Source organism: Nonomuraea sp. NPDC003727 (assembly GCF_053586935.1).
This window is the reverse complement of sequence record NZ_JBSFNE010000013.1, coordinates 131,765-155,779: the sequence shown is the minus strand read 5'-3', so window position 1 is coordinate 155,779 and position 24,015 is coordinate 131,765. Positions and strand designations below refer to the sequence as shown.

The window sequence follows — 24,015 nt, the reverse complement described above, 5'->3', positions numbered from 1 at the left end:
GCAGCCGCTGCCTCCTGGGCGAACATGGGGGCCAGAGCGTAAGGGGAGCCTCGATGATCGAGATCTGGCCGGGAGACCCGTATCCTCTCGGCGCCACCTACGACGGCGCGGGCACCAACTTCGCGCTGTTCAGCGAGGTGGCCGATCGCGTGGAGCTCTGCCTGTTCGACGACAACGACAAGGAGTCGCGGGTCTCCCTCACCGAGTGCGAGGGCTTCGTCTGGCACGGCTACCTGCCGGGCATCGGCCCCGGCCAGCGGTACGGCTACCGCGTCCACGGCCCCTACGACCCCGCGCGCGGCCTGCGCTGCAACCCCGCCAAGCTGCTGCTCGACCCGTACGCCAAGGCGATCGAGGGTGGCATCACCTGGGAGGCGGCGCTCTACGACGGCGACCGGCCCAACCCCGAGGACTCCGCGCCCTTCGTCCCGCGCTCGATCGTCATCAACCCCTTCTTCGGCTGGGGGCACGACCGGCCGCCCGCCAAGCCGTACCACGACACGGTGATCTACGAGGCGCACGTGCGGGGGTTGACGATCGCCCACCCCAGGATCCCCGAGCGGATCCGCGGCACCTACGCCGCGCTCGGCCACCCCGAGATCATCGACCATCTGACCAAGCTCGGCGTGACCGCCCTGGAGCTGATGCCGGTCCACCAGTTCGTCACCGACCAGTTCCTGGAGGAGAAGGGGCTGACGAACTACTGGGGCTACAACACCAGCGGGTACTTCGCCCCGCACAACCGCTACTCCAGCCAGGGGCAGCGCGGCGGGCAGGTGCTGGAGTTCAAGGCGATGGTCAGGAACCTGCACGAGGCGGGCATCGAGGTCATCCTGGACGTGGTCTACAACCACACCGCCGAGGGCAACCACCTGGGCCCGACGCTCGGCCTGAAGGGCATCGACAACCCCACCTACTACCGCCTGGTCGACGGCGATCCCCAGCACTACATGGACACCACCGGCACCGGCAACAGCCTGCTCATGCGCAGCCCCCAGGTGCTCCAGCTGATCATGGACTCGCTCCGCTACTGGGTCACCGAGATGCACGTCGACGGCTTCCGCTTCGACCTGGCCGCCACGCTGGCCCGCGAACTGCACGAGGTCGACCGGCTGTCGGCCTTCTTCGACCTGGTGCAGCAGGACCCCGTGCTGTCGCAGGTCAAGCTGATCGCCGAGCCGTGGGACGTGGGGCCCGGCGGCTACCAGGTCGGCAACTTCCCGGCCAGGTGGACCGAGTGGAACGGCAAGTACCGCGACACGATCAGGGACCTGTGGCGGGGCGAGCCGGCCACGTTGCCCGAGTTCGCCTCGCGCTTCACCGGCTCCGGCGACCTCTACCAGAGCGACAGCCGCCGCCCGGTGGCCTCCGTCAACTTCGTGACCTGCCACGACGGCTTCACCCTGCACGACCTCGTCTCCTACAACGAGAAGCACAACGAGGCCAACGGCGAGGACAACAGGGACGGCACCGACGACAACCGCTCGTGGGACGCCGGCACCGAGGCGTTGCGGGAACAGCAGAAACGCAACTTCCTGACCACGCTCTTCCTGTCGCAGGGCGTGCCCATGCTCTCCCACGGCGACGAGATGGGCCGCACCCAGAAGGGCAACAACAACGGCTACTGCCAGGACAACGAGCTGACCTGGGTCGACTGGTCCGACGTGCGGCGCAACTGGCTGCTGCTGGAGTTCACCCAGCGCCTGGCCAAGCTGCGCCGCGAGCACCCCGTCTTCCGGCGCAGGCGCTTCAACTACGACATGGCCTGGCTGACCCCCTCCGGAGAGGAGATGACCGAGGCCGACTGGAACGTGGGCTACGCCAAGTCGCTGGCCGTCTACCTCAACGGCAAGGCGATCACGGAGCCGGACAGGAGGGGGAGACCCATCGTCGACGACTCGTTTCTCGTGCTGTTCAACGCCCACCACGACACCATCAGGTTCACGATCCCGAAGGACTACGGCGAGATGTGGCTGACCGAGATCGACACCGCGATGCCGATCATGCTGGACACCAGGGTCAGGCGGGCAGGGGAGCGGTTGCAGGTGCCGGGACGCTCGATGAGGGTGTTGCGCGGTGTCTAGGCCCGTCTCGACCTACCGCCTCCAGCTGACCCCCGACTTCGGCTTCGCCGAGGTCGCGGGCATCGCCCCCTACCTGCGCGACCTCGGCGTCAGCCACGTCTACCTCTCGCCCGTCCTGCAGGCGGTGCCCGAGTCGCTGCACGGCTACGACGTCATCGACCACTCGCGGATCAGGGAGGAGTTCGGCGGCGCCAAGGGGTTCCGCGAGATGGCCGACGCGCTGGCCGCCCACGATCTGGGCATCGTGATCGACATCGTGCCCAACCACATGAACACCGCCAACGAGCAGTTCAGGAGCGTGCTCGTCGAGGGCGCGGCCTCGCCGTACGCGCACTGGTTCGACATCGAGTGGCGCGAGGGCAGGGTGGCCGTCCACTCCTTCGCCGAGGACCTGCCCGAGTCGGAGTACTACCACATCGTCGACTGGCGGGAGGGGCCGGGCTACCGGCGCTTCTTCGACGTCTCCTCGCTCATCGGGCTGCGCGTCGAGGACCCGTCCGTGCTGTCCGCGACGCACGAGGTGATCTTCTGGCTGCTCGACGAGGGGCTGGTCGAGGGGCTGCGGATCGACCACCCCGACGGCCTCGCCGACCCGCGCGACTACCTGGACAAGCTCCGGGCCAGGACCGGCGGCGTGTGGACGGTCGTGGAGAAGATCCTCATCGGCCAGGAGCGGCTGCCCGACGACTGGGCGTGCGACGGCACCACCGGCTACGACGCGCTCAACCGCGTCAACGGCCTGTTCGTCGACCCGGAGGGCAGGGCGCCGCTGGTCGCCCTGTTCTCCCGCCTGACCGGCGAGGACCCCGACTACCCGCTCGTGCGGACACGCGCCAAGCGCGAGGTCATCGAGCTGTTCTTCGGCGGCGAGCTCGACCGGCTGTCGCGCGTCACCGGCGCGCGGGCTGGCGACCTGGCCGACCTGCTGGTGGCCATGCCGGTCTACCGGGCCTACGTCACGCCGGGCCGGCCGGCCGGCCCGCAGGCCAGGCGGATCGTGGAGGAAGCCGCGCCCAACCAGGAGACCGCCCGCGCGGTCCTGGACGGCCCGCCCGAGGCGATCGTCCGCTTCCAGCAGACCTGCGGCCCGGTCATGGCCAAGGGGGTGGAGGACACCGCGCTCTACCGGTGGTTCCCGCTGGCCTGCCTGAACGAGGTGGGCGGCGAGCCCGACCACTTCGGGCTGCCGGTCGAGGACTTCCACGCCTACTGCGCCGGGATGCGCCCGTTCACGATGACCACGCTGTCCACCCACGACACCAAGCGCTCGGAGGACGTCCGCGCCCGCCTGCAGGTGCTGTCGGAACTGTCCGAGGAGTGGGCGGCGGCCGTGGAGGGCTGGGCGGGACAGCTCGCCTTCGACCCCAGCCTCGACTACCTGGCGTGGCAGACGCTGATGGCCGCCTGGCCGATCTCCGTCGACAGGTTCACCGACTACCTGCTCAAGGCGGCCCGCGAGGCCAAGACCGCCACCTCGTGGATCGCTCCCGACCCCGCCTACGAGGACGGGCTGCGCGCCTTCGCCCGCAAGGCGGTCGGGCTGCCGGTCGGCGACTTCACCGCCGAGGTGGACCGATACGCCGTGGCCAACTCGCTCGGCCAGAAACTGGTGCAGCTCATGATGCCGGGCGTGCCGGACGTCTACCAGGGCAACGAGCGCACCGACTTCTCCCTCGTCGACCCGGACAACCGGCGGCCCGTCACCTTCCCGTGCGCCGCCGAGTCGGCGTGGGACGCGGCCAAGCTGCTGGTCACCACCCAGGCGCTGCGGCTGCGGCGCAGGCTGGGGCCCGCCGCGCCGTACGAGCCGATGGCGGCCTCGGGGGAGGCCGCCGAGCACGCTGTCGTCTTCGGCAGGGGGCGCGCCGTGGCGGTCGCCACCCGCCTGCCGGTACGGCTGGCCAGGCGCGGCGGCTGGGGCGCGACCTCCGTCACGCTGCCCGCAGGACGCTGGCGCGACCTGCTGACCCGCGAGCTCCACACCGGCCGCGTCCCGGTCGGCCACCTGCTCAGCCGCTATCCCGTCGCACTCCTGGAGAGACATGATCTTTGAGGTGTGGGCGCCGCAGGCGACCTCCGTTGAGATCGAGACCATGGGCCGGCGGGAGCCGCTCCGGGCAGGCTCGGGCGGCTGGTGGTCGGCCGAGGTGGCGGGGGCGGGGCACGGCACCGACTACCGCTACCTGGTCGACGGCGAAGGGCCCTACCCCGACCCGCGCAGCCGCAGGCAGCCCGAGGGCATCTTCGGGCCCAGCCGCGTCTACGACCATGCCCGCTTCACCTGGAGCGACCACGACTGGAAGGGCCGCGACCTGCGCGGCTCGGTCATCTACGAGCTGCACGTCGGCACCTTCACCACCGAGGGCACCTTCACCGCGGCGCTCGAGCGCCTGGACCACCTGGTCGAGCTCGGCGTCGACTTCGTCGAGGTCATGCCGGTCGCCCCGGTGCCCGGCGGGCGCAACTGGGGGTACGACGGGGTCGACCTCTACGCGGTGAACGAGACCTACGGCGGGCCCGACGGCCTGAAGGAGTTCGTCGACGCCTGCCACCGGGCGGGGCTCGGCGTGCTGCTCGACGTCGTCTACAACCACCTCGGCCCGTCGGGCAACTTCCTGCACCCCTTCGGCCCCTACTTCGGCGGCTACCGCGGCAGCTTCTGGGGCGAGGCGGTCAACCTCGACGGCCCGGGATCCGACGAGGTCAGGCGGTACTTCATCGACAACGCGCTGCAGTGGCTGCGCGACTTCCACGTCGACGGGCTGCGCCTGGACGCGGTCCACGCGCTCCACGACCGGCGCGCCGTCCCCCTGCTGGCCGAGCTCGCCCAGGAGGTGGACGCGCTGGCCTGCTCGGTGGGCCGGCCGCTGACCCTGATCGCCGAGTCCGACCTCAACGACCCGCGCATGATCACTCCGCTGGAGGCGGGCGGCCTCGGCATGAGCGCCCAGTGGAACGACGACGTCCACCACGCGCTGCACGCCGCCGTGTCGGGGGAGCGGCACGGCTACTACGAGGACTTCGCCTCGATGGCGGCCCTGGCCAAGGCCCTGGCGTCGGGATTCGTCCACGACGGGGGCTACTCCGGCTTCCGTGGCCGCTCGCACGGCGCCCCGCTGACCGGCGTGCCCGGCTACCGGCTGGTGTGCTGCCTGCAGAACCACGACCAGATCGGCAACCGGCCGGGCGGCGACCGTCTGGGCGTGACCGCGCTGAAGCTGGGCGCGGGGCTGCTGCTGACCTCGCCCTTCACCCCCATGCTGTTCATGGGCGAGGAGTGGGGGGCCCGCACGCCGTTCCTGTTCTTCACCGACCACGTCGAGGCCGCCCTCCGCGAGGGCGAGGGCGAACGCAGAGCTCAGGAGTTCGAGGGTTTCGGCTACGACTGGATCGCGCCCGACCCGTCGGCCGAGGACACCTTCCAGCGCAGCAAGCTCGACTGGAGCGAGCTGAAGGAGGAGGAGCACTGGTCGGTCCTGTGCTGGTACCGCGACCTGATCGCGCTGCGCAAGGCGCTGCCGGAGCTCACGGACCCGCGCCTGGACCGGACCCGGGTCGACTACGATGAGCAGGCTAAATGGCTCCTTGTCAAGAGATCGTCACTGAGCGTCATGGTAAATTTCTGTACGGATCCTGTGACGTTGCCGGTGTCGGTGGGGTCGGTTCTCCTTTCCTCCGAGGAGGGGGTTTCCGCTGCTCCAGGCGGGCTCGCCGTACCGGGCCAGACGCTGGTGATCTTTCGGTCCGAGATGAATCCGTAATACGGACAGCCCGATAACCTGCGACGAGTCGTCACGTTCCCGTCAAGGAACGGTCACGGCTTTCTCGTCGTGGGGGCGTCGCTCGGCTTCATGCTGTAGGGCCCCCGTTCGTCCGAACGGAGGGCAATGGGCACGTACCTGCTGCGCAGGCTGCTGTCGAGCGTCATCCTGGTCGCCATCGCCGCGAGCCTGGCGTACCTGCTCGCCGCCGGCAGCCTCAACCCTCGTGCCAACTACGAGGGGCGCCAGCCGCCCATCCCCGCCGGGGTCGTGGACAGCACGCTGAGCGAGTACAACCTCAACGACAGGACACCCCTGCTCGAGCGCTACGGAACCTGGGTGTCCGGCCTGGTCAGGGGCGACTTCGGCAAGACGTGGGACGGCGGGTCGGTCAACGACCAGATGGCCAGGCGGGTCGGCGTCAGCCTCCGCCTGCTGGTGATCGGCACCGTCCTCGGTTCCGTCCTCGGCGTGGCCGTCGGCGCGTTCGCCGCGGTCAAGCAGTACCGCCTCAGCGACAGGGCCATCGGCATGGCCTCGTTCGTCATCATGGCCGTGCCCGTCTTCGTCCTGGCCACCCTGCTGACGATGGGCGCGACCGGGATCAACAACGCGCTCGGGCACACGCTCATCGAGTACACCGGCGAGTACAACCCCGCGCTCACCGGCACCGACCAGTTGCTCAACCGGCTCAACCACCTGATCCTGCCGACGTTGTCGCTGTGCCTCGGCCAGATCGCCTTCTACAGCCGCATCCAGCGCAACATGATGCTCGACGTGCTCGGCCAGGACTTCGTCCGTACGGCCCAGGCCAAGGGGCTCTCCCGCAGAGCCGCGCTCTACAAGCACGCCCTGCGCACCGCGCTCATCCCGGCCGCCACCTACTTCGCCTTCGCCTTCGGCACCATGCTCACCGGCGCCACCTTCACCGAGAAGATCTTCGGCTGGCACGGCATGGGCGCCTGGCTGGTCGAGTCGATCCAGCACAACGACGTCAACTCCGTGGCCGCCGTCGCCCTGTTCACCGCCGTCTGCGTCCTGGTCGCCGGACTGCTGTCCGACCTGCTCGTCGCGGCGCTCGACCCGAGAGTGCGGGTGAGCTAGAGATGCGTTCCAAGGTCGTCCTGCGCCGGGTTCTGGCCAAGCCGCAGGTCATCATCGGCCTGGCCGGAATCCTCCTGCTGCTCGTCCTGGCCTACCTGGGCCCGGTGGTCTCGCCGTACGGCCTGGAGGACAAGGACTTCACCGCCTTCCGCTCCCCGCCCGGCGCCGACCACTGGTGGGGCACCACCCAGATCGGCCAGGACGTGTTCACGGTGACGTTGCACGCCATGCGCAAGTCGATCGTCATCGGCTTCCTCGTCGCCCTGTTCTCCACCGGCCTGGCCGCGGTGGTCGGCGCGTTCGCCGGCTACTTCGGCGGCTGGCTGGACAAGGCCCTGATGTGGGGCGCCGACCTGCTGCTGGTGCTGCCCAGCTTCCTGATCATCGCGGTCCTGTCGCCACGCCTGAAGGGCGCCACCTGGCTGTGGTTCGTGGTGCTGCTCGCCGCCTTCTCCTGGATGATCACCTCCAGGGTGGTCAGGAGCATGACGCTGTCCCTGCGCGAGCGGGAGTACGTGCTGGCCGCCCGCTACATGGGCATCAGCGACCGGCAGATCATCTTCCGGCACATCGTGCCGAACCTGTCGTCGCTGCTCATCATCGACGCCACCATGAACGTCAGCGCCGCCATCATCGGCGAGACCGCGCTGTCCTACTTCGGCTTCGGCGTGCAGCCGCCGGACGTCTCGCTCGGCACCCTCATCTCCGCCGCGGGCGGCAGCGAGGCGATCAGCTACCCGTGGCTGTTCCTCTTCCCCGCCGGACTGCTCGTCCTGCTGGTCCTGTGCATCAACCTCATCGGCGACGGCCTGCGCGACGCCCTCGACCCGGGAAGCAACTCATGACGATCCTCGAGGTGAGCGACCTCCACGTGACCTTCCGCGGCGGCGTCAAGGCCGTCAGGGGTGTCTCCTACCAGGTCGGCAGGGGTGAGATCCTGGGCATCGTCGGCGAGTCCGGCTCCGGCAAGTCCGTGACCTCGCTCGCCGTCATGGGCCTGCTGCCCGCCGGTGCGCAGGTGAGCGGCTCGGTCAGGCTGCACGGCCACGAGCTGCTCGGCATGCGGGAGCAGGAGATGCTCCAGCGGCGCGGCAAGTCCATCAGCATGATCTTCCAGGACCCGCTGTCGGCCTTCACCCCCGTCTACACCATCGGGGACCAGATCGCCGAGGCGGTCCGCGTCCACCAGAAGGTCACCAGGGAGCAGGCCGCCAAGCAGGCCGTCGAGCTGCTCGACCTGGTCGGCATCCCGCACCCCGACGTGCGCGCCAAGGCCTTCCCGCACGAGTTCTCCGGCGGCATGCGGCAGCGCGCGATGATCGCGATGGCCATCGCCAACGACCCCGACGTGCTGATCTGCGACGAGCCGACCACCGCACTCGACGTCACCATCCAGGCGCAGGTGCTGGAAGTGCTGAAGACGGCGCAGAAGGAGACCGGCGCCGGTATCGTCATGATCACCCACGACCTGGGGGTGGTCGCGGGGCTCGCCGACCGGGTGCTGGTGATGTACGCCGGCAAGCCGGTCGAGCAGGGCACGGTCGAAGAGATCTACTACGAGCCTCGCATGCCGTACACGATGGGGTTGCTCGCCTCGATCCCGCGGCTGGACCAGGACAGCCGGCGCCTGGTGCCGATCGAGGGCGCCCCGCCCTCGCCCGCCGCGCTGCCGCCGGGCTGCCCCTTCGCGCCCCGCTGCCCGCTGAAGGTGTCCGCGTGCGACGACGCCGAGCCCGAACTCGTCGAAGTCGGCGCGCGCCGGGTGGCCTGCATCCGCTCCCACGAGATCGAGCTGAAGAAGCTCAGGGGGGCCGACGTCTTCCCCGCACCCGAGGGGTTCGGCCGGCCCGACGCCTCGGCGCCGCGCGCGGAGCGCGGCAAGGTGCTCGAGCTCGACGGCCTCGTCCGGCACTATCCGCTGACGAAGGGCGCCGTCTTCAAGCGGCGCGTCGGCACCGTGCACGCCGTCGACGGCATCAGCTTCGACATCGCCTCCGGCGAGACGCTGGCCCTCGTCGGCGAGTCGGGCTGCGGCAAGACCACCACCCTCCAGCAGATCATGCAGTTGGAGGCCGCCCAGGGTGGCAAGGTCGTGGTCTTCGGCAAGGACAGCGGCACGCTCACCGCCCGCGAGCGCAAGGAACTGCGCCGCGACCTGCAGATCGTCTTCCAGGACCCGATGGCCGCGCTCGACCCGCGCATGCCGGTCGGCGACATCCTGGCCGAGCCGCTGCGCGCCCACGGCCACAAGGACGTCGCCAAGCGTGTCGCCGAGCTGCTCGACCTCGTCGGCCTCGACGCCTCCTACGCCGAGCGCTACCCGCAGCACTTCTCCGGCGGGCAGCGCCAGCGCATCGGCATCGCCCGCGCGCTGGCCCTGGAGCCGAAACTGGTCGTCCTCGACGAGCCGGTCTCCGCGCTCGACGTGTCGATCCAGGCGGGCGTCATCAACCTGCTGGAGGACCTGAAGGCCCGGCTGGGCCTGTCCTACCTGTTCGTCGCCCACGACCTGTCCGTCGTCCGCCATCTGGCCGACCGCGTCGCGGTCATGTACCTCGGCAAGATCGTCGAGATCGGCGCCGTCACCGAGGTGTACGGCACGCCCGCCCACCCCTACACCAGGGCGCTCATGTCGGCCATCCCGCTGCCGGACCCCGCGCTGGAGCGATCACGCAAGAGGATCATCCTCGACGGCGACCTGCCCAGCCCCGCGGCGCCCCCGACGGGCTGCCGCTTCCACACCCGCTGCCCCAAGCGCGCCCTGCTCCCCGAGCCGGAGCGCGCGCGGTGCGCGGCCGAAGAGCCCCCCGTTGCACGGCTCGCGCACGCCGACGATCACGGCGCCGCCTGCCACTACCCCGAAGTGAGGAACTCGTGAAGGTTGTCGCCTACAAGGCCGCCGCGGGCGCGGCCCTGCTGGCTCTCGCCCTCGCCGCCTGCGGTGGCGGTGCCGACAAGCCGCAGGCCGGTTCGGCGCAGGCCACCGCACAGGCGCAGGAGCAGGCCGCCGCGCTGCCCGGAAGCGCCGTCAACCCGGTCGCCTACGAGCAGGTCAAGGACGGCGGGACCGTCACCCTCGCGCTGACCCAGTGGCAGACGCAGTGGAACTACAACCAGGTGAACGGCACGCACGCGACCGTCTCCGACGTGTTCGACGCGGTCATGCCCAGCATGGGCAAGGCCGACGACAAGGCCGAGGTGACCAACAACCCCGACTACGTCACCGAGTGGAAGACGGAGCAGGAGGGCGGCAAGCAGGTCGTCACCTACCGGCTCAACGACAAGGCGAAGTGGTCCGACGGCACGCCGATCACCTACAAGGACTTCGTCGCCCAGTGGAAGGCGCTCAACGGCACCGACAAGAAGTTCCAGGCCACCTCGACCGACGGCTACGACCGCGTCGCCTCGGTGGAGAAGGGCGCGACCGACCACGAGGTCGTCGTCACCTTCGCCAAGCAGTACCCCGACTGGAAGGGCATGTTCTCCCCGCTCCTTCCGGCCTCCGCCAACGCCGACGCCACCGCGTTCAACAAGAGCTGGATCAACAGGATCCCGGTGACCGCGGGGCCGTTCAAGGTCGACGCCCTCGACCAGACCGGCAAGACCGTCACCCTCGTCAGGGACGACGCCTGGTGGGGCAAGCGGGCCAAGCTCGACAAGGTCATCTTCCGCGCCCTCGACTCCGGCGCCACCGTGAACGCCTTCGCCAACGGCGAGCTCGACGCGATGGAGCTCAGCCCCATCGCCGCCGACCTGCAGCGCGCCAAGAACGTGCCGAACGCCGACATCCGCAAGGCCGCGGCGCCCAACTGGCGGCACATCACCGTCAACGGCTCCGCGCCCAACCTCACCGACAAGTCGGTCCGCCAGGCCGTCCAGCTCGGCATCAACCGCGAGGCCATCACCCAGTCCGACCTCAAGGACCTCGACTGGCCGGTGCAGGTGCTCAACAACCACCTGTACATGAACACCCACAAGGGCTACGTCGACAACTCCGGAGAGCTCGGGAAGTACAACCCCGAGAAGGCCAAGCAGCTGCTCGACGCGGCCGGCTGGAAGATGGAGGGCGACTACCGCAAGAAGGACGGCAAGGAGCTCGAGCTGCGCTTCGTCGTCCCTGCCGCCTACCCGCTGGCCAAGCAGGAGGGCGAGCTGACCCAGGCGATGCTGAAGGACGTCGGCGTCAAGGTCAAGGTGGAGCCGGTCCCCGACGACAAGTTCTTCGACGACTACATCATCCCCGGCAACTTCGACCTGGTGCCGTTCTCGTGGCTGGGCACGCCGTTCCCGAACGGGGCGCTGCCGCAGATCTACAAGCAGCCGACCGGCAAGGACAACTTCGGGAGCAACTTCCCGCGCATCGGGTCGGCGGAGCTGGACGCGCTGATCGAGCAGGCGGCGGGGGAGATGGACCCGGCGAAGTACATCGAGCTCGGCAACCAAGCCGACAAGCTGATCTGGGACGAGGTGCACACCATCCCGCTGTACCAGCGGCCCGCCATCTACGCCACGAAGAAGACGCTGGCGAACTACGGGGCGTTCGGCTTCGCGACCAAGGACTGGTCCACGGTCGGCTTCACCCAGTGACGCCTGTCTGACGACGCCTGTCTGACCATGCCTGTCTGATGACGCCCGGCCGGGATCCCGGCCGGGCGTCATCAGGTCATGGGCGGCCTGGCGCTAGCGGCCCTGCAGGGACCTGACGTTGTCGCCGAACGTCCAGTTCTTCGACCCGTCCCAGTTGATGGACCAGGTCATCAACCCCTTGAGGGCGCCGCCGAAGGCGTTCCAGCTCTGGCTCACCAGCGACGGGCCCATGTGGCCGCCGCCCGCGCCCGGCTGGGCGGGCAGGCCGGGGACCTGCTTGTCGTACGGCACCCTGATCGTGACGCCCTGGATGACCAGGCCGTTGTTCAGGCACGTGGTCTGCGCGGTGAAGCCCTGCACCGTGCCCGCCGCGTAGGAGTCGCCGCTGCAGCCGTACATGCTGCCGTTGTAGTACTGCATGTTCAGCCACCAGAGGCGGCCGTTGTCGGCGTACTTCTTGATGATCGGCAGGTACGCGCCCCAGATCGAGCCGTAGACGACGCTGCCGCCGGTCACGTAGGCGGTCTCCGGCGCCATGGTCAGGCCGAAGTCGGCCGGCATCTGGGCGAGCACGCCGTCGATGATCCGGATGAGGTTGGCCTGCGACGGCGACAGCTGGGTGATGTTGCCGCTGCCGGTCAGCCCGGTCTCGATGTCGATGTCGATGCCGTCGAAGTTGTGGCGCTTGAGAATCGGCACGACGGTCGCCACGAAGCGGTCGGCGACGGCGCTGGAGCTGAGGTCGATGCCGGCGGCGGCGCCGCCGATGGACATCAGGATCGTCGCCCCCGCCGCCTTGGCCTGGCACATCTCGGCCGGGGTGGGCACCTTGACGGTGGCGTCCATGCCGTCCTCCCACAGGACGGTCCCGTCGGAGCGGATGACGGGGAAGGCGGCGTTGATGACGTTGTAGCCGTGCGCCTTGATGCGGGGATCGGTGATCGGGGTCCAGCCGAACGGCGGGTGCACGCCGTTGGCCGCGCCGTCCCAGTTCTCCCAGTAGCCCTGCAGGACCTTGCCCGCCGGGCGTGACTTCACCGCGCACGTGGCGTCGGTCGGCGTCGGAGTGGGTGTCGGTGTCGGTGTCGGCGTCGGCGTCGGGGTCGGCGTGGGTGTGGGCGTCACCGTCGGGGTCGGAGTGACCGTCGGGGTGGGGGTCGGGCCGCCGGGGCCGTCGAAGCTGACGTCGTCGGCGTAGTAGGTGCCCTGGCCGTACCAGCCGTGCAGGTAGACCTCGGCGCTCGTCTGGCCGGAGGCGGTGGTGAAGGAGACCGACAGCTGGGTGTAGGCCGCGGGGGAGGAGGTCCAGGTGGACCCGCCGCCGGTGACGCCGAGGTAGACGTAGCCGCCGCGGACCCAGGCGGTCAGCGTGTAGGCGGTGCTCGGCCGTACGGTCACCGTCTGGACGCACCTGGCGTTGTCGGCGCCACTGGCCGCCCCGGCCAGCGCCTTCGACCCGGAGTGGACTGGAGTGGCGACCACCGACCCCAGCCCGCCGGCGCAGGACCAGGGGGACAGCGTTCCGGTCTCGAAGCCCGGGTTGACGAGGAGGTTGGCGGCTCGGGCGGACGTCTGCGCGCCGAATACGCCGGCGACGGCCAGGAGGAAGGCCACGGCGAGCAGGATGGGACGCGTTGTTCGCTTCACGGGGGCACCCTTCTGTCGGGGTGAAGCTCTGCGGGTGATTATCCGGACAAGAAAGTTTCCTTACAATAGGCATCAACAGGCCAGGTTGCCGGGACATGGAAAGGGGCCCCGCCGCATCCCGCGACGGAGCCCCTGAAACCACTCCGGACGTCAGACGACCTTGGAGTTCACCTCGGCGAAGTGGCACGCCACCGGGTGCCCGTTGCCCCGGTCCACCAGCGCCGGCTCCTCGGTCGCGCAGATCTCCTGCGCCTTCCAGCACCGCGTCCGGAACCGGCAGCCGCTCGGCGGGTCCATCGGCGACGGCACGTCACCCGTCAGGATGATCCGCTCGCGCTGGCGCTCCTCCTCCGGGTTCGCCGTCGGCGCCGCCGACAGCAGCGCCTGGGTGTACGGGTGGGCCGGCCGGTCGTACAGGTCGTCACGAGGACCGGTCTCCACGACCTTGCCCAGGTACATCACCGCCACGCGGTCGGAGATGTGCCGCACCACCGACAGGTCGTGCGCGATGAACATGTACGCCAGACCCAGCGAGTCCTGCAGGTCCTCCAGCAGGTTCACCACGCCCGCCTGGACCGACACGTCGAGAGCCGACACCGGCTCGTCCAGGATGAGCAGCTTCGGCTCCAGCGCCAGCGCCCGCGCGATGCCGACACGCTGCCGCTGGCCGCCGGAGAACTCGTGCGGATAGCGGTTGCCGTGCTCCGGAGACAGGCCCACCAGCGACAGCAGCTCGGCGACCCGCTTCGGCCCGTTCTTGTCCCACCGGCCGTGCACCTTCAGCGGCTCGGCGACGATGTCGTTGACCGGCATCTTCGGGTTCAGCGACGCGTACGGGTCCTGGAAGACGATCTGCATGTCCTGCCGTACGGCCTGCATCTGCTTGTTCGACAGCGAGGTGAGCTCCTTGCCGCCGAACTTCACCGAACCCGAGGTCGGCTTGTGCAGCTGCAGGATGGCCCGGCCGGTGGTCGACTTGCCGCAGCCGGACTCGCCCACCACGCCGAGGGTCTCACCCTTGTCGACGTGCAGCGACACGCCGCTGACCGCCTGCACGTGCGAGACGACGCGGCGCATGAGGCCGGTCCCCCTGACGGGGAAGTTCATGACGAGGTCGGTCACCTCGAGCAGTTTCTCGGTCATGAGGTGGTCTCGCTGTTCGTGCGGAAGATGGCGGTCGGATCCGCCTTCTCTGCCAGTTTGGGCCAGTGGTGGCACGCGGCGTAATGCGCGCCGCTGTCCGTCTCCTCGAGGACCGGCTCCGACGCCGTGCACTCGGCCGTCGCCATGGGGCAGCGCGGCGAGAACGGGCATCCGGACGGCAGGTTGATCAGCGAGGGCGGGGTGCCCTTGATCGGCCGCAGCCGGTCGCCCGAGGCCTCCAGCGAGGGGATGGAGCCCAGCAGGCCCGCCGTGTACGGCATGCGCGGCGTGTTGAAGACCGGGTCGACGTCGCCGATCTCGACCGGCTTGCCCGCGTACATGACCAGCACCCGGTGCGCCATGCCCGCGATGACGCCCAGGTCGTGCGTGATGAGCACGACCGCGGCGTCGACGGCGTCCTTGACCTCGAGCAGCTTCTCCAGGATCTGCGCCTGCACGGTCACGTCGAGCGCCGTGGTCGGCTCGTCGGCGATGATCACGTCGGGGTTGTTGATGATCGCCATGGCGATCATCGCCCGCTGCCGCATGCCGCCGGAGAACTCGTGCGGGTAGGACTTCAGCCTGGCCGCCGCCTGCGGGATGCCGACCAGGTCCAGCATCTCCTTGGCCCGGGCCTGGGCCTGCTTGTACGGCACCAGCTCGTGCGCCAGCACCGCCTCGGCGAGCTGGTCGCCGATGGTGTGGACCGGGTTGAGCGCCGTCATCGGGTCCTGGAAGACCATCGCGATCTTCCTGCCGCGCAGGCTCCGCCGCTTGCGCTCCGGCATCTTGAGGATGTCGTCACCGCGGTAGGAGATGCTGCCGGTGATCCTGGCGCTCTTGGGCAGCAGGCCCATGACCGCCATCGAGGAGACCGACTTGCCCGAGCCCGACTCGCCGACGATGCCGAGCACCTCACGCTCGTGCACCGCGTAGGACACGCCGCGCACGGCCTTGACCAGGCCGTCGTCGGTGGGGAAGCTCACCTGGAGATTGTCGACCCTGAGCACCTCGGTCGTGCCGGGGCGCGTGGCCTCGGACAGGCGCTTGGCGATGTGTACGGAGCTCATCAGTCGCGCACCCTGTTCTGTCGGGGATCGAAGGCGTCACGCAGGCCGTCACCGATGAAGTTGACCGACAGCGCGATCGCGATGATGAACAGGCCTGGCCACCAGAACAGCCACGGCCGGGTGAGCATCGCGCTCTTGTAGTCGCTGATCAGCAGGCCGAGCGAGGTGTCGGGGCTCTTGACGCCGAAGCCGAGGAAGGAGAGGGCGGTCTCCAGCAGGATGCCGGCGGAGATCGCGAGCGTGGCCGAGACGATGATCACGCCCAGTGTGTTCGGCAGGATGTGCCGGAAGATGATGCGGAAGGAGGAGGTGCCGATCGCCCTCGCCGCCTCCACGAACTCCTTCTCGCGCAGCGAGAGGAACTCGCCGCGCACCAGGCGCGTGACGCTGGTCCAGGTGGTCAGTCCGAGGAACAGGGCCATGAAGTAGGGGCCCATGTTGCCCGTCGCGCTGCCGACGACCGCGGCGATCACCAGCACCGGGATGGTGATCATGATGTCGGTGAAGCGCATGATGACCGACTCGACCTTGCCCCGGAAGAACCCGGCGGCGGCGCCCAGCACGGTGCCGACGACCGTGGAGACCAGGCCGATGGTCAGCGCGACGATGATGGAGATCTGCGCGCCCCGCATGGTCAGCGCGAAGTAGTCCTTGCCGATGTTGTCCTGGCCGAAGGGGTGCTCGCCCAGGTGGATGCCCGCGCCGCCGAGGAACTCGGGGATGAGGCTGAGCGTCGGGCGGCCCCTGTCGACCACGGTGCCCGAACCCGTCCACGGCTTGTCCCACCAGCCGGGGATCGGGCCGAAGCCGATCGAGCTGAAGGCCAGCACGAACACGATGCCGAACAGGATCATGCCGACGAGGGCGCCACGGTGGCGGAAGAACCGCCGCCTGACGAGCTGGGCCTGCGTGCGGGCGACGATCGTCATGCCCTGCGCGGCGCTGGACGTGCTCTCGTCCCTGTTGATGGTCATCTCGGTCTCGGTCTTCTCTGTCATGACAACCTGATCCGCGGGTCGAGGTAGGCATAGGCGATGTCGGCCAGCATGTTCCACACGACGATCGAGGTGCCGGTGATCAGGAAGAAGCCCATGACCGGCATGGGGTCGACCTCTCTCAGCGCTTGGCTGAACAGCGCCCCCATGCCCTTCCAGCCGAAGACGGCCTCGGTGATGACCGCGCCGCTGAAGACGCCCGCGAAGTCGAGGGCGAGGATCGTGGTGATCGGGATCATGCCGTTGCGGAAGGCGTGCTTGATGACGACCGTCCGCTCGGGCAGACCCTTGGCGCGTGCCGTACGGACGTAGTCCTGGTTCATCACCTCGAGCATGCTGGCCCGGCTGTAGCGGGAGTGGCCGGCCAGGCCGACGAGGATCAGCGCCAGCGTGGGCAGCAGCAGGTGCATGCCGGAGTCGAGGGTGGTCTGCCAGAAGTTGCCCATGAAGTTCGGGGTCTCCGAGCCGATGGTGGCCACCGGACGGCCCTTGAGCGCCCGCGCGTAGCCGTCCCACGCCTCCAGCAGCCGGTCCATGAACATCATGGCGGCGACGAACAGGCCGCTGAAGACCGCCAGCGGGATCGCCTGGCGGCGCAGCAGGCCGCCCAACTGCCAGCCGATCGCCGCGCTGACCAGGCCGGCGACCACGAACAGGCCCAGCAGGGTCAGGAACGACGGAGAAACCAGCATCGGCTGCAGCGGGTAGTACAGCAGCGCGCCGACGCCCGCGGCGGCCAGCGCGGCGTACATCGGCTGCAGGTGCTCGACGCCCGCGATCAGCGCCGTCACGCCCGCGGCCGTGGCCAGGCCGACGACCAGGATGAACGGGAAGCCGAGACCGGGGTCGGCGAACCAGCGGGTCGCCGACAGCGTGAACAGGATGACGGCCGTCACGGCGAAGCCGATGCCGGCCGCGATCAGCTTGCCCTTGCGGTCGCCGTTGTAGATCGACGACCACACCAGGCCGGCGAACACCGCCACGGCCAGGATGACGGGAAGCGGAATGAACGGGTCACGCAGCCAGTCGTTGAACTCGATCGCGACGTACTGCTTCAGCAGCGTGGCGACCCAGAAAATCGGTAGCGAGAAGCAGACGAAAGCTGCGAAGGTGATCCCGTGGTCGAAGGTGCTGTACTGACGCAGCGCGGAGATGATGCCGATCGTGATACCGATCACCGCGCCGAGCACGGTGGCCACGACGACGAGCTTGAGCGTCGACTCCATGGCCGCGGAGAGCAGCGAGGAGACCGTGGTCCCCGCCTTGTTCACGCCGAGCTCGCCCTGGAAGATGCCCGCCAGCCAGGACAGGTAGCGGACAGGGATCGGCTCGTTCAGGTGCATGGCGGCGATGCGCGCCTCCATGAGCTTCGGAGCCTCGGGGGCCGAGCTCTCGCGTAGGTCGGCGAGAGGATCTCCCGACAGCGCCACCAGGAAGAACATGATGAATGTGGCGCCTAGCAACGTCAGGCTCGATATCGCGAGCCTACGTGCGATGAATACAAGCAATTCCCCGACCTCCTGCAGGTGACGGCTTCCGGTGCCACAGCGGGAGGTGGCCGGTCTCGGGCCGGAAACCGGGCCCGCCACGGTGCCTCGTGGGCGCGGCTTCGACGGGCTGACGATGTTGACGACGTGGGGTGGACACCCGTGACGCGGGGCCGGTCTGAGACCGGGCCCCGCGTCAGCCGGCGGTTAAGCCGAATCTACTGGGCAGCCCACTGCTGCATGTTCCAGGTGATGGAAGCCTGGCTGGGGTTGGGCTGGATGTTCTGGAGGTTAGAGCTCCAGGCCGACAGCGCCGGCTGCGAGTACAGCGGGATCGTCGCCAGGTCGTCCCAGAGGATCTTCTCGACCTGCTGGATCAGCGGCGCGACCTTGGCCGGGTCGGTCTCGGCCAGGATCTGCTCGGCGAGCTTGTCGTACTCCTTGTTGGAGTAGCAGCCCTTGTTGTTGCCCTTGGCCGACGGGGTGCACTTCGTGGGCGTCTGGTAGGTGGAGGTCCAGCCGCTGTTCAGCGACGAACCGGCCCAACCGAACAGGGCGATGTCGAAGTTGCCGTTGGCCAGGTCACCGGCGTCGTCGAAGAACTTCTCGCTACCGGTGTCGGTGATCTGGAAGCCGACCTGGTCGCAGGAGGCCTTGATCAGCTCGACGACCTGGGTGCGGCGCGGGTTCGGCTGGTTGTAGCCGATGTTGACCTTGATCGGGGTCTTGACGCCCGAGTCGGCCACCAGCTTCTTGGCGCCCTCGAGGTCGACCTTGTCGTACTTGGTGCCGACCGCGGCGGTGACGGCCTCGGCGTAACCCGGCTGGAACGGCGCGATGTTGCGGACGTTCATCGGGGCGGCGTTCGGGTTCTGCGGCTTGATCAGGTTGTCGACGATCTGCTGACGCGGGGCGCAGAGCGCGATGGCCTGACGCAGCTTGGCGTCCTTGAACGGGCCCTTGTTGAAGTTGAAGTCCAGGTGGTCGTAGAGGAACTGCTCACCGGTCTTGACGGTGACGTTCTGCAGACCCTGCACCTGAGCCAGGACGTCCGGGTTCGACTGCGGCTCGATGATGTTCGTCTCGCCGTTCTGCAGCGCCTGGACCTGCTGGTCCTGCGCGATGAAGCGGATGACGATCTTCTCGGTCTTGGCCTTCTCGCCCCAGAACTTCTCGTTGCGGGCGAGGGTGATGGACTGGCCGGGGGAGAACGAGTCGAGCACGTACTGGCCGGAGGACGGGATGAGCGCCTTGTCGGGCAGCTTGCCGTTGAAGATCCAGCCCTTGTTGAAGAACTCGGCGGCCTTCTTGAGCTTGCCGTGGTCCTCGGCCTTGATGGCGTCGAACAGCTCCTGCTCGCTGAGCCCACCCTGCTGGGCGACGATGTGCGCCGGCAGCTGGATGACGGGGGCCGCTGCCCAGTCACCGTACGACTTGGTGTAGTTCAGCGTCACCTCCTTGTCGCCGATCTTGCAGTCCGGCATCTTGATCTTGTCCCACGTCGTCGTGCTGATGTAGCTGAACTCGGGGAACTTGCCGGAGGCCGCGGCGTAGGTGAGCATCACGTCGTCGCAGGCGATGGCGTTGCCGTCGGACCAGACCGCGTTCGGGTTGATGGTGTACTTCACCGTCAGCGGGTCGTCCGAGGTCTTCTCGTACGTGCCCATGTCCTTGTCCGGCGTGACGGACCCGTCGGCGCCGTAGTACCAGAAGTCCGCCAGGACCCGGTTGAGGACGATGTGGTTCTTGGAGGAGTACTCCTCAGCGGTCTGAGCGTTGTAGGAGCTGATCTCCTGCTCGAACGTGTGCGTGATCGTCGAGGCGTTCGCGGCGCCGCTGGCCGGAGCGGAGGCGCCGGCCGACGGGTCCGCGGCGGGCGCGTTGTCGGTAGCGCCGCAGGCCGTCAGCAGGATCGCTGCTCCCGTCGCCGCTGCCAGGAACCTTCCGGCCCTGCGTGCAGATGACACGGACTTACTCCTTGGGGGTTGAAACTTCGCAGCCAGTCTTGCGGAAAATGAAGCATTACTCCGTAGACGGAGGTAAGGGGTCACAGCAGAGTGTTGCAGACCTGATGCCGTCAAAGGCATGTTCCGTAACAAAGCTGGGGCGAATAGGTGCAAATCACCACATATTCGTTACCCACGGTGATCGGAGAGGGGGAGAGCGTTCTCTGGTCGTCCACAGCCCTCCTGACCGTCCACAGAATCCCGTTCGCCGCAGCCCGTCAAGCCGCAATTCTCCATCCTGAGATCCCCACCCCCCAACCCGGGAGGAACCTCGATGGAGCATTCCCCAGCAGTCACTGTGGTACACGAGCGTCACACCCCTCAGGCGCACGATTCCCGGGAGCGTTGCGCGCCGGTCCGGCCCGCGGCCGCCACGGTGGTCCCGACCGCGGTGGGCCGTTCCTGCCGCGTGGGTGCGTCTCCGCTGCTGGAGGGTCCGGAAGACCGCTCGCGGGAGGGGCCCTCCGCCCGGTTGGAGTGACCGGCTCCCCCTGCCGGGCCTCGATGCGGCCTGCCTCTTGGGGATGCCGTCGAGCCACCAGGGGGATGACCCGCCGGGTGCCCGTGTGGGGATTTCGTGGGGTGGCCGGCTGAGCAACTGGTCGGTCAGCCCGGCGGGTGTCGGCGTGAGGACGCCGTGGGGTGACCGGTGGGAAGGCTGGTTGGCCGGCCTGATGGGCGTCTGTGTGGGGATCTCGTGGGGTCGCCGGCCCGGCGGCTGGTTGGAGCGAGTCAGGGGGACCGCTGGTCACGTGGAGTGAGCCGGGGGAGGTGGCCCGACGACCGGTCGCAGCGCGTGACCTGGGTGAGGAAATCCGCGCGAGGTACGGCGGTCGCCGCGTCCGGTCCGCCGACGGCCACGACCGTTGGCGCGGTCGTCATCCCTTTCCGAGTCCGGACCCGCCCAGTGAGCGCACCGCGGGACCCGGACAGCCTTCCTCCCGCGCCCGCCGGAGTCGCCCTGCCGTTCCCGCAAGTCCTGCCGGCCCGCCCGACGGCTGCCCGAGGAGCGGGGACGCGTGGCCGCATGATCTCCGGAACGGCGGAATCCGAGCGTTCCAGCAGGTGGTGGGCTCGCCGGGCTCGGACAGTCTTCCTTCCGTCGTCACCGGAGTCGCGCTCCTGCCGTTCCCGCGAGCCGTGCCGGACGGTTGCGCCCCGCCAGCGGGGACGCACAGTCGCGTGATCCCCGAGAACATCCGGACTGGCTTCGCCAACGGGGACGCACAGTCGCATGATCGCCGAAAACGACCGGACTCGCTTCGCCAGCGGGGACGCGTGGTCGCATGATCCCCGGAAACGGCCGGACATGCGGCGTTTCCGCAGGTCGTGGTCATTCACCCGGCCCGGACATCCGAGCTCGAAGGGCCGATGACCGGAAACCCCTGCCAAATCCGGAGTTATGTGGATGTTACGGGCTGGTACCCTGATCACGGACGTACATGATCCTTATCGCACGGGGTCCTCGCGAGGGAGGCACGCGATGCGGCGGCGCAGCGTTCACGGGCACGCATGCCCGACGGCGCGATGTCCCAGTCCGGCGTCATCTCATCCGCCTTCTCGTCGATTCATCTCGGTAACCGCGAGAATCACCTCAGTAACCGAGAAGCGCCGACCGGCGCGCCAGGGGTGACTGAATGAGCGAGAACGCTCCCCTGGGTATTGATGTGAACACGCCCAATGTCGCGCGAATCTACGACTACATGCTCGGTGGCAAGGACAACTTCGCCGCCGACAGGGAAGCGGCCGAGCAGATAATCAAGGCGTTCCCCGAATCGAGGGAGGGCGTGAAGCTCAACCGCGAGTTCCTCGGCAACGCCGTTCGCCATCTCGCGGCAGAGGCGGGGATCAGTCAGTTCATCGACATCGGCGCCGGGCTGCCCACCCAGAGCACCGTGCACCAGGTCGCCCACGGCGTGAACCCGGAGGCGCGGGCCGTCTACGTCGACAACGACCCGATCGTGTGCGTGCACGGCCGTGCCCTGCTCGCCAACTCGCCCACGGTCGCCATGGTCGAGGGCGACCTGCGCAGGCCGGAGGAGATCTGGTCCCGCGCGCTGGAGACCGGGCTGATCGACGGCGGCCAACCCGTGGGAGTACTGCTCGTCGCCGTCCTCCACTTCCTGGAGGACCCGTACGAGGAGGTCGCCAAGCTCAGGGAGTTGATGGCGCCCGGCAGCCACTTGGTGATCACGCATCTGTCCATGCGGGACGAACGTAGCGACGACACCGAGACCGTACGGCAGGTCTACTCGAAGGCGAGCTCGGGCGTGGTGCCCCGAAGCCTCGACGACATCAGGCGGTTCTTCGGCGACTTCGAGCTGCTCGACTCGGGGAAGTTCATCTCCGCCCATCTGCTGCGCCGGTTCTCGATCCTGGGCTGGGCCGGCATCGGCCGCAAAACCTGAACGGCCCACGCTCCTGAACGACCAGTGCTCGCCAGCGGCCGGAGCCCTGACCGGCATCTGGCTCTGACTGGCTTCTGGCTTTGACTGGCTTCTGGCTCTGACCGGCCGGAGTCCTGACGGCCATGAGCTCCGAACCGCCGGAGCCCCTCACGGCCGCCAGCTTTGACCGGCCGCCAGTTCTGACCGGCCGGCAGTTCTGACCGGCCGGCAGTTCTGACCGGCCGGCAGCTCTGACCGGCTGGCAGCTTTGAACGGCCACTGTTCGGACATGTCCGTCCAGGTCTCCGGCTCCGGCCGGCCTCAGGCTGATTCGCCATCGCCCCGGTCCGCGCGACCAGCTCGGTTTGTCTTCGCCCACTCTTGGCCGGTTCGTCTCGGTCCACCTCCGCGTGCTCTCGGCTGGTTCGTCGGGCTCGCCTTCGTGCGGTCGCGGCGTTCGTTCGGATCCCCTTCGCTGGTCTCGGCCGGTCCGCTCAGGCCGCCTCAGCGTTAGCCTGTGCGGCCTGGTGGTGCGGCTTCCACGCGAGGCTCGACGTGCACGATGTCGGGGAGATGACCTGCCCGGCTGCGGCCGGTTCGGTGGGGTCCCGTTGCTTGGGTCGCGGGCGGTTTGTTCGGCTCGCGTGTGCCCTGTGCCGGCCGGATCAAGCCCTCTTCGCCGGGTCCCGGATGGTTCGTGTGGGTGGGAACGATCGTGGGCGGGCCTACGTCGTAGCCGATATGACGGATTTTGCGGGGATCGACGAGCAGCTCCTGGTGACCAAGGAACGGGTGCGGCGCTTCGACCACCTCACCCGGCAGCGAGGCGCGGTCACCGGCCAGCTGTCCCAGGTACGGCAGGCGGTCGCCGACCTCCACTCCCGCCTCGCCGAGGAAGAGAATGACGTGACCCGCCTGGAGACCGGTTTCGCCGGGTTCCTCGCGAAGCTGGTCGGCTCGAAGGAGGAACGGCTCACCCAGGAGAGGGCGGAGGCGGAAGCCGTACGTCAGCGGCTGGACGGCCAGCGCGCCCGGGTGTCCTCGCTCGAGGCCGACCTCGCAGCCATCGACGGTGAGCTGGCCCGGCTCGGCACGGTCCGCGACGAGTACGCGATGTTGCTCGCCGAGAAGGAACGGCTGCTGATCGACTCGGGCGACCCGCGCGGCCGGGAGCTGGCAGACCTGGCGGAACGGCTCGGCGACCGGGCCGCCGACCTGCGCGAGCACGACGAAGCGCACAAGGCGGGGGTCGCCGCGGGGCGGGAACTCGCCTACGTGCTCGACCGGCTCGGCAGCGCGCGTGGAGCGTCGCAGTGGGACATGCTCGGCGGCGGCTACATGGCGGACGCGGTCGAACGCAGGCGGCTGGAGGAGGCGGACCAGGCGGCGTGGCAGGCGCAGCGGGCACTGGACGTCTTCTCCAGGGAACTGGCCGACATCGGGGTGGCCGCCAGTCCTCGGTTGCCCGAGGTCGACACGCGGTGGTTCGTGGACACCTTCTTCGACAACATCATCACCGACGTACTGAAGCACCAGCGGATCGACGGCACGCGCGACGCGGTGGCGGAGGTGGCGCAATGGGCCGGGGCGACGGTGGAGGCCATCGCCCGCCGGAGCGCCGAGCTGGCCGCCGAACGTACCGCCCTCCTGGCCCGCCGCGACGAACTGCTCGCCCCCTGACGGAAGTACCACCGGCCTCAACAGGGTCGACAAACCCCCCACACCGACGCACACTCCCCGGTGC

At 68.8% G+C, this 24,015-nt stretch carries 15 protein-coding genes; 9 read left to right on the top strand and 6 right to left on the bottom strand.

Going from position 1 to position 24,015, the window contains the following annotated elements; translation table 11 throughout:
- The first annotated feature begins 53 nt into the window (after positions 1-53).
- From glgX to ACWDLG_RS31130, 7 genes are all read left to right on the top strand, one after another.
- Positions 54-2,084: a glycogen debranching protein GlgX gene (gene glgX / locus ACWDLG_RS31160; protein ID WP_449926769.1), complete on the top strand. Its 2,031-nt coding sequence runs from the start codon at positions 54-56 to the stop codon at positions 2,082-2,084.
- Positions 2,077-4,137: a malto-oligosyltrehalose synthase gene (gene treY / locus ACWDLG_RS31155; protein WP_449926766.1), complete on the top strand. Its 2,061-nt coding sequence runs from the start codon at positions 2,077-2,079 to the stop codon at positions 4,135-4,137. Before glgX ends, treY begins: the two co-directional genes overlap by 8 nt.
- The gene (treZ, locus tag ACWDLG_RS31150) at positions 4,127-5,845 is read left to right on the top strand and encodes a malto-oligosyltrehalose trehalohydrolase (RefSeq protein WP_449926763.1); all 1,719 of its coding nucleotides are present in this window, start codon (positions 4,127-4,129) and stop codon (positions 5,843-5,845) included. Before treY ends, treZ begins: the two co-directional genes overlap by 11 nt.
- A 126-nt stretch (positions 5,846-5,971) precedes the next feature.
- Positions 5,972-6,949, top strand: a complete 978-nt coding sequence (locus ACWDLG_RS31145; protein WP_449926760.1) for an ABC transporter permease — start codon at positions 5,972-5,974, stop codon at positions 6,947-6,949.
- Positions 6,950-6,951: 2 nt separating this feature from the next.
- On the top strand, positions 6,952-7,794 hold the full coding sequence (locus tag ACWDLG_RS31140) for an ABC transporter permease (RefSeq protein ID WP_354911100.1): 843 nt from the start codon (positions 6,952-6,954) through the stop codon (positions 7,792-7,794).
- Positions 7,791-9,827: a dipeptide ABC transporter ATP-binding protein gene (locus ACWDLG_RS31135; RefSeq protein WP_449926756.1), complete on the top strand. Its 2,037-nt coding sequence runs from the start codon at positions 7,791-7,793 to the stop codon at positions 9,825-9,827. Before ACWDLG_RS31140 ends, ACWDLG_RS31135 begins: the two co-directional genes overlap by 4 nt.
- Positions 9,824-11,536 (top strand): ABC transporter family substrate-binding protein, encoded by a 1,713-nt coding sequence (locus ACWDLG_RS31130; protein ID WP_449926752.1) that lies wholly within the window; start codon positions 9,824-9,826, stop codon positions 11,534-11,536. Before ACWDLG_RS31135 ends, ACWDLG_RS31130 begins: the two co-directional genes overlap by 4 nt.
- Before the next feature lie 93 nt (positions 11,537-11,629).
- Here ACWDLG_RS31130 and ACWDLG_RS31125 read toward each other — a convergent pair whose 3' ends face one another.
- From ACWDLG_RS31125 to ACWDLG_RS31100, 6 genes are all read right to left on the bottom strand, one after another.
- Complete coding sequence (locus tag ACWDLG_RS31125) at positions 11,630-13,183, bottom strand: glycosyl hydrolase family 18 protein (protein WP_449926749.1); 1,554 nt, start codon at positions 13,181-13,183, stop codon at positions 11,630-11,632.
- A gap of 150 nt (positions 13,184-13,333) precedes the next feature.
- On the bottom strand, positions 13,334-14,326 hold the full coding sequence (locus ACWDLG_RS31120) for an ABC transporter ATP-binding protein (RefSeq protein ID WP_449926746.1): 993 nt from the start codon (positions 14,324-14,326) through the stop codon (positions 13,334-13,336).
- A complete protein-coding gene (locus ACWDLG_RS31115; RefSeq protein ID WP_354911111.1) occupies positions 14,323-15,396 on the bottom strand; it encodes an ABC transporter ATP-binding protein in 1,074 nt (357 codons plus the stop codon). The genes ACWDLG_RS31120 and ACWDLG_RS31115 overlap by 4 nt, the downstream gene beginning before the upstream one ends.
- Positions 15,396-16,394 (bottom strand): ABC transporter permease, encoded by a 999-nt coding sequence (locus ACWDLG_RS31110; protein ID WP_449926742.1) that lies wholly within the window; start codon positions 16,392-16,394, stop codon positions 15,396-15,398. The genes ACWDLG_RS31115 and ACWDLG_RS31110 overlap by 1 nt, the downstream gene beginning before the upstream one ends.
- Positions 16,391-17,833, bottom strand: a complete 1,443-nt coding sequence (locus ACWDLG_RS31105) for an ABC transporter permease (RefSeq protein WP_449926739.1) — start codon at positions 17,831-17,833, stop codon at positions 16,391-16,393. Before ACWDLG_RS31105 ends, ACWDLG_RS31110 begins: the two co-directional genes overlap by 4 nt.
- A 263-nt stretch (positions 17,834-18,096) precedes the next feature.
- Entirely contained in the window at positions 18,097-19,845 is a 1,749-nt protein-coding gene (locus ACWDLG_RS31100; RefSeq protein ID WP_449926736.1) for an ABC transporter family substrate-binding protein, read from the bottom strand.
- A 1,676-nt stretch (positions 19,846-21,521) separates the two neighbouring features.
- On the opposite strand from ACWDLG_RS31100, the gene ACWDLG_RS31095 reads away from it, so the two are divergent.
- Both ACWDLG_RS31095 and ACWDLG_RS31090 read left to right on the top strand, forming a co-directional pair.
- Positions 21,522-22,292, top strand: coding sequence for an SAM-dependent methyltransferase (locus ACWDLG_RS31095; RefSeq protein WP_449926733.1), 771 nt, complete (start codon positions 21,522-21,524; stop codon positions 22,290-22,292).
- Between the two features lie 720 nt (positions 22,293-23,012).
- Positions 23,013-23,951 (top strand): hypothetical protein, encoded by a 939-nt coding sequence (locus ACWDLG_RS31090; protein ID WP_449926731.1) that lies wholly within the window; start codon positions 23,013-23,015, stop codon positions 23,949-23,951.
- Positions 23,952-24,015 lie beyond the last annotated feature (64 nt).